At 73.2% G+C, this 6,419-nt stretch carries 7 protein-coding genes; 5 read left to right on the plus strand and 2 right to left on the minus strand.

Annotated features, from left to right (window positions below; genetic code table 11):
* Together CCN72_RS32425 and CCN72_RS32430 are read left to right on the plus strand one after the other, a co-directional pair.
* Positions 1 to 749 (plus strand): CBS domain-containing protein (locus tag CCN72_RS32425; protein ID WP_107430217.1); only part of this gene is annotated, 749 nt, incomplete at its 5' end.
* Positions 750 to 807: 58 nt separating this feature from the next.
* Entirely contained in the window at positions 808 to 1,704 is an 897-nt protein-coding gene (locus CCN72_RS32430; RefSeq protein WP_086811761.1) for a universal stress protein, read from the plus strand.
* A gap of 182 nt (positions 1,705 to 1,886) precedes the next feature.
* Here the strand turns inward: CCN72_RS32430 and CCN72_RS32435 are convergent, their stop codons facing one another.
* The gene (locus CCN72_RS32435) at positions 1,887 to 2,441 is read right to left on the minus strand and encodes an Rv1733c family protein (RefSeq protein WP_086811763.1); all 555 of its coding nucleotides are present in this window, start codon (positions 2,439 to 2,441) and stop codon (positions 1,887 to 1,889) included.
* 158 nt (positions 2,442 to 2,599) lie between these two features.
* Between CCN72_RS32435 and CCN72_RS32440 the strand changes: the two genes are divergently transcribed.
* Together CCN72_RS32440 and CCN72_RS32445 are read left to right on the plus strand one after the other, a co-directional pair.
* The gene (locus tag CCN72_RS32440) at positions 2,600 to 2,812 is read left to right on the plus strand and encodes an MBL fold metallo-hydrolase RNA specificity domain-containing protein (RefSeq protein WP_086811765.1); all 213 of its coding nucleotides are present in this window, start codon (positions 2,600 to 2,602) and stop codon (positions 2,810 to 2,812) included.
* 174 nt (positions 2,813 to 2,986) lie between these two features.
* Positions 2,987 to 3,286: a hypothetical protein gene (locus tag CCN72_RS32445; protein WP_422810941.1), complete on the plus strand. Its 300-nt coding sequence runs from the start codon at positions 2,987 to 2,989 to the stop codon at positions 3,284 to 3,286.
* A 26-nt stretch (positions 3,287 to 3,312) separates the two neighbouring features.
* Here CCN72_RS32445 and CCN72_RS32450 read toward each other — a convergent pair whose 3' ends face one another.
* Entirely contained in the window at positions 3,313 to 4,227 is a 915-nt protein-coding gene (locus CCN72_RS32450) for a GNAT family N-acetyltransferase (RefSeq protein ID WP_244174585.1), read from the minus strand.
* 241 nt (positions 4,228 to 4,468) lie between these two features.
* On the opposite strand from CCN72_RS32450, the gene CCN72_RS32455 reads away from it, so the two are divergent.
* Complete coding sequence (locus tag CCN72_RS32455; protein ID WP_086811767.1) at positions 4,469 to 6,349, plus strand: propionyl-CoA synthetase; 1,881 nt, start codon at positions 4,469 to 4,471, stop codon at positions 6,347 to 6,349.
* Positions 6,350 to 6,419: the final 70 nt, after the last annotated feature.

Here is a 6,419-nt window from a genome sequence, read left to right on the forward strand (position 1 = left end):
CCGCGGCCGGACACGGCGCCCCCGCGGAGCGGCGCTCCGCGAGGGCACGACCGGCACCCCCGTCCCCGACTCCGCCCCCGTCGCCGTTCCCCGAACCCGGGCAGCCCGTGGTGCGCGAGGTGCGCGAGGTGATGGACGTGCCCGCCGCGCACATCCGCGCCGGCCTGCCCTACCGCGACATCGCCCGGGTGCTGGCGCGCGAGCAGGCGGGCGCGCTGCCGGTGGTCGACGCGCAGGACCATGTGGTGGGCGTCGTATCGGAGTCCGATCTGCTGGCCAAGGTCGCCTTCGAGGCGTCCGGTCATCGGCCCGGACCCATCGGGGGGCTGCGCGAGCGCCGGCTGCACGGCAAGGCCCGGGGCGAGACCGCCGCCGACCTGATGACCAGCCCTGCGATCACCGTGCTGCCCGGGGCGACCGTCGCCGAGGCCGCGTGGCTCGCCGCCCTCTCCCGGCTCAAGCGGATGCCCGTCACCGACCGGGAGGGCCGGCTGGTCGGCGTCGTCCGCAGGGACGCCTTGCTCCAGGCGCTGATCATGGACGACGCCGGTATCCGGGCCGAGGCCGAGGCGATGGTCGAGGCGATCTGCCCGCCGGCCGACCGGGACGCCGTGCAGGTGGCCGTGCACGACGGCATCGTGGAACTGACCGGACGGATGCAGGCGGCGACCGCGCGGCGGCTGCTCGCGGAGATCGAGCGGATCGCCGACGTGGTCGAGGTGAAGAACCTCCTCGGCCCCGGCACCTGACACCGGTCGCCACCGCGGCATCACGCCGGTGCCAAAACTCACCCCGGAGGCGCGGACCATGTCCCGAACCGTCACCGCAGGCATCGACGACTCGCCCGAGAGCCAGGCCGCCGCCGAGTGGGCGGCCCGCGAGGCAGAGCTGCGCGGCCTGCCCCTGAAGATCGTCTACGTCCAGGAGCCCACGCCCAGGATGGCCGCCCGGACCCCGCTGTTCGACCTCGACAGCTACCGGCGCTGGGCCGAGCGGATGGCCGAGGAAGCCGCCACCGGCATCCGGGCCCGCCATCCGGACCTCGACGTGAGCACCGCGCAGCTCACGGGGACCGTGGCCGATGTGCTGTGCGAGGCCGCGGGCGACGCCGAACTGCTCGTGCTGGGCTCCCGGGGCCTCGGCCGGCTCGGCGGCTTCCTGGTCGGCTCGGTGAGCCTCGCCGTCGTGGCCCGCGCCGAACGCCCGGTGGTGCTGGTGCGGGCGGGGGAGGAGACCGGAGACGCACAGCGGACGGAGCCGGCGGGCAGACCGCCCGGCACCGGAGCCGTCGTGCTCGGCCTCGACGTCGAGGAACCGGCCGAACCGCTGCTGGAGTTCGCCTTCGACGCCGCCGCGCGCCACGGAGTCCCGCTGCGCGCCGTCCACGTCTGGCCGGAGCCGCCGACCTCCTTCTACCGCTTCTACGGCGACGCCGAACTCTACGACGACCTGCAACGCGGGCAGGCCACCCTGCTGACCGAGGTGCTGCGCCCCTGGCGGCAGAAGTACCCGGACATCGAGGTGATCGAGGCGAGCCGCTGCGGCAGCGCCGCACAGGTCCTCGTCGACCAGTGCCACGACGCCTGTCTCGTGGCGGTCGGCCGCCGCATCCGCACCCGCTCCTTCGGCTTCCACCTCGGCCATGTCCTGCACTCCGCGCTGCACCACATCGCCGCCCCGGTCGCGGTCGTCCCGCACGGCTGACACCCCGCTGACACCCCGCACGGCTGACACCCCGCTGACACCCCGTACGGCTGACACCCCGCTGACACCCCGTACGGCTGGCGCCTCGTACGGCTGGCGCCTCGTACGGCTGGCGCCTCGCACGGCTGGCGCCTCGCACGGCTGACGGCCGGGAAGCTGACGGCAGGCGCCCGCGAATGCGCTCAGCGGGGCCCCACCAGATCCCACTCCCGGTCCCAGAGGGCCAGCCTGCGCCGGTCGAGCCGGGCCCGCGCGAAGGCACCCGCGCCCAGCACCGGAGCCGCGGCGACCAGCACGGCACCGGCGGCGAGGAGACCGGCCTCGATGTGCCCCTCGGCACGGTCCGTGGGCGCCGTCGTGACCAGTTGTCCCCGGTCGTCCTGCCACAGGTGCACCGTCGTGCCCCGGGGCAGGCTCGGATCCACCAGCGTGTGCCCGGTACGGGGCGTACCGTCCGGCGCCACCCAGCGCACGGTGTCCTGCACCCGGCCGTCCGCCGACCACTGCGCGGCGATGCCCTGCGGCGCGTCGGCCATCAGGACCGCCCGTACGGGGTGCCGTTGAGCGCGCTGCTCCGCGAACCGGTGCTCGGCGGTGCGGAACGCCAGCGGTGCGACGACCGCGCCGACGAGCACCACGACCGCCCAGACGGCCAGCACGATCCACGCCTCCAGGACGTCCTCGCGCCGGCGCAGCGGATTGCTCCGCCACCGCCACAGATGCCGTTTGCCGCTCATCACGGAGACCTCCGCCTCGTGCCGAATCCTTCGCCTCCGACGGTGCCCCCGAGAGGCCCGCGCCCACAGGGGCCGAGGGACCTCTACGACGGGCCGCCCGGGTCCGGATCCGGTGCCGGAGGGGGCCATGGGTCCCTTCCCGCGGTGCCATCGGGCCGATGGGTACGGCGTACGACCGCGCGGCGGGCCGTAGTCACCAGGCCGAGGCCCAGCCCTGCCTGCACCATCTGCGGCGCATCCTGCCCGACCCGCACACCACCTACCTGGTGCACGGCGAGCCGGACGCCGCCGCGCTCCGCGACCGCATCGACCGCCAACCGGGCTGGACGGCGGTCGTCCCCCGCTCCCGGGAACACGCACTCGTCCGCTGAGGTCCCTTCACCCGGAGACCGGACCAGAACCCGGAGCCCGGACCGGATGTCGCACCGGGCTGGGCGCTGCGATATTGCCCGCCATGACGGGACCTCCGTCAGGCCCTGCGCCGCGAACTCGCCGAAGAACTCGACCTGGACATCGACCTGGCCGAAGGCGGCGACCTGCTGTGGGTGGTCGACCAACGGGTCACCCGCCCGGGCCCGACCCCGCCGCCGCGCAAGCTGCACCTGATCTACCGGCTCCACATCACCCCCGGACTCCGCGCCACCCTCGCCGAGCGGGAACTGGACGAACTCCCCGACGGCGGCCATGAGATCGGCACCGTCGAATGGGTCGATTACCGCAAGACCGGCGCTCTGCCCCTCTTCCCGCCCGTCGGACCCGCGCTGGCGGCACTGGACCACCCCCGCGCCGCCGTCGGTGACGCCGCCCTGGACGCCGTCACCGACGAGAACTACACGTGGGTGTGAGCAGCTGGGTTTGAGCGAGGGCGCCGTCAGGGCAGTTCGGCGGAACGCTCCTCGTCCAGGATCCCGTAGCCCGCGCTGGTGTAGAGGTTCATCGCCACCTCGTTCCCGCCCCACACGGTGAACATCAGTGCCGATTCACCGGCCGCGAAGGTGGCCCGTTCGCCGACCGCCATCGCGGCCCGCCCGTACCCCTTGCCGCGCTGTGCCTCGGGGACGTGCAGCGAGTACCCGTAGGTGACCCCGGGCAGATATCCGTGCTTCAGCCACCCCGTGCCGATCGGCTCGCCCGCCGCCTCCAGCACCAGGAGCGTGGTGTCGGGCGTCGCGAGCCCCTCGGGAAGCAGCTCGGCGAAGTCCTGGTCCGACTTGCGCACGGCATCCGCGTGACTCATCGCCCCTGATCGGACGATGCCGTCGATGTAGGCCTCCTTCTCCTGGGCGAGCCACTCGGTGTACTCGGCCTGTGTCATCGGCCGCTCGGTCACACCGTCGGCCGGCTCCGGCGCGGCCCCGACCGGCCGCACCCTGACCTGCCCGCGCACACCGTACGCGGCGTACACCTCACCCAGAGCGGGATCGGTCAACCGCACACCCACCCGGCGCGCGCCCCGCTCGGCGCACCACCCCTCCGCCCATTCCCGGGCGGCCCGTTCATGCCCCCGGCCGGTGTGGCCCGCGTCGATATGCAGATCCCCGATACGCCCCGTGAGCACCCCGCGTTCCTCACCCACCCGCACGGCCACGCAGCCCGCCCGGGCCCCGGCGTCCGCGATCTCCGCGACCGTCCAGTCCCCGGCGAGGGCGCGCCCCTTCGTCAGGTACTCCTGCGCCGCGGCCGCGCCGAGACCCGCCGCCGTGTACGCGTCGACGAGCCGCCGCTCGACGTCCTCCCGCCACGCCGTGCTGTCATCGAGAACCCTGAATTCTGTCACCCGGCACATTAATCACGCGGTCAGCCACCCGAGCGAGTGAATTTCGCCGTGGCATCGGCGATCCGGGCGCGCGCGGCCGTGGCCCGCGTGCGGCAGTCCTCGCGCCCCGAGGCCCCGCGTGTTCCTGCTCATGTGAACGCAGCCGCACTCAAACTGGCGACAATATGAGCAGGGGTCTCCATGAGGAGGGTCTCCCTATGGAGGACAGGCGGGCTGTCCGCGCGTGCTACCCCGAGGAGTGACGACGCAGATGGGCGTCTACAGCGAGCAGTACCAGCGTGGCATCAGCGACCCGGAGGGCTTCTGGGCCGCCGCCGCCACCGCGCTGACCTGGTACGAGGAACCGTCACACATCCTGGACGACACACGGGCACCCTTCTACCGGTGGTTCCCGGACGGGAGGATCAACACCTGCTTCAACGCGCTCGACCGCCATGTCGACGCCGGCCACGGCGACCGTACGGCGCTGATCCACGACAGCCCCGTCACCGGCACCACCACCTCGTACACCTACGCCGAACTCCGGCGGCTCACCGCCCGGTTCGCGGGGGTGCTGCGCGCACTGGGCGTCGGCCGGGGCGACCGCGTCGTGATCTACCTGCCGATGGTCCCCGAGGCGGTCGTCGCGATGCTGGCCTGCGCCCGGCTGGGCGCGGTCCACTCCGTCGTCTTCGGCGGCTTCGCGCCGCGTGAACTCGCCCTGCGCATCGACGACGCCCGCCCCAAGGTCGTGGTCTCCGCCTCCTGCGGCATCGAGGGCAGCCGCGTCATCCCCTACAAGCCGCTGCTCGACGAGGCGCTGCGCCTGGCCACGCACCCGCCCGGCACCAGCGTGATCCTCCAGCGCCCCGAGGCGCACGCCGAACTGTCCGAGCGCGACGTGGACTGGGGCGAGGCGATGGCCTGCGCCACACCGGCCGACTGTGTGCCGCTCGCCGCCACCGACCCGCTCTACATCCTGTACACCTCGGGCACCACGGGCCGCCCCAAGGGCGTGGTGCGCGACAACGGCGGCCACGCGGTCGCGCTCGCCTGGAGCATGGCCAACATCTACGACATCGGCCCGGGCGACGTCTGGTGGGCCGCCTCCGACGTGGGCTGGGTCGTCGGGCACTCGTACATCGTCTACGCCCCGCTGCTCACCGGCGCCACCAGCGTCCTCTACGAGGGCAAGCCGGTCGGCACCCCGGACGCGGGCGCCTTCTGGCGGGTCGTCGCCGAGCACCGGGTGAAGGCGCTGCTCACGGCCCCCACCGCGATGCGCGCGATCAAGAAGCTGGACCCGGCCGCCGAGCTGATGGCCCGGTACGACATGACGCCGTTCCGCTGCCTGTTCCTCGCCGGTGAGCGCCTCGACCCGGACACCTACGACTGGGCCCGTACGACACTGGGCGTGCCCGTGATCGACAACTGGTGGCAGACCGAGACGGGCTGGCCGATCGCCGCGAACCCGCGTGGCCTGGAGCCGATGGAGGTCAAGCCGGGCTCCCCGAGTGTCCCCATGCCGGGTTACGACCTGCGGATCCTCGACTTCGAGGGCCACGACCGCCCGGCGGGCGAGGAGGGCGCCATCGCGCTGCGGCTGCCGCTGCCGCCCGGGACGCTCACCACCCTGTGGGGGGACGACGACCGCTACGTGGACTCGTATCTGTCCCGCTTTCCCGGCTTCTACCTCACCGGCGACGGCGGATACCGCGACGAGGACGGCTATGTGTTCGTCATGGGCCGCATGGACGACGTGATCAACATCGCCGGGCACCGGCTGTCCACGGGCGCGATGGAGGAGGTCGTCGCCGCCCATCCCGATGTCGCCGAGTGCGCGGTCATCGCGGTGTACGACGCCCTCAAGGGGCAGGTGCCGCGCGCCTTCGTGGTGCTGAAGGCCACCTCCGTCCGCGACGCCGAGGAAGTGGAGGCGGAGATCATCCGCGAGGTCCGCGACCGGATCGGCCCGATCGCCGCGCTCAGGGACGTCACGGTGGTGGCGGCCCTGCCGAAGACGCGCTCCGGCAAGATCCTGCGCGCCTCCATGCGCTCACTGGCCAACGGGGACGACGCCCCGGCGCCCGCCACCATCGACGACCCCGCCGTACTGGAATCCCTGCGCCTCGCGCTGCGCAAGGAGAACTGATGCCTACCCCTTCGCCCCCGAGGCATCGGCGACCGGGACACCGACGCCGTCGCCCCCGAGGCATCGGCGA

The organism is Streptomyces murinus (assembly GCF_002154555.1).
Lineage (GTDB): Bacteria > Actinomycetota > Actinomycetes > Streptomycetales > Streptomycetaceae > Streptomyces > Streptomyces murinus.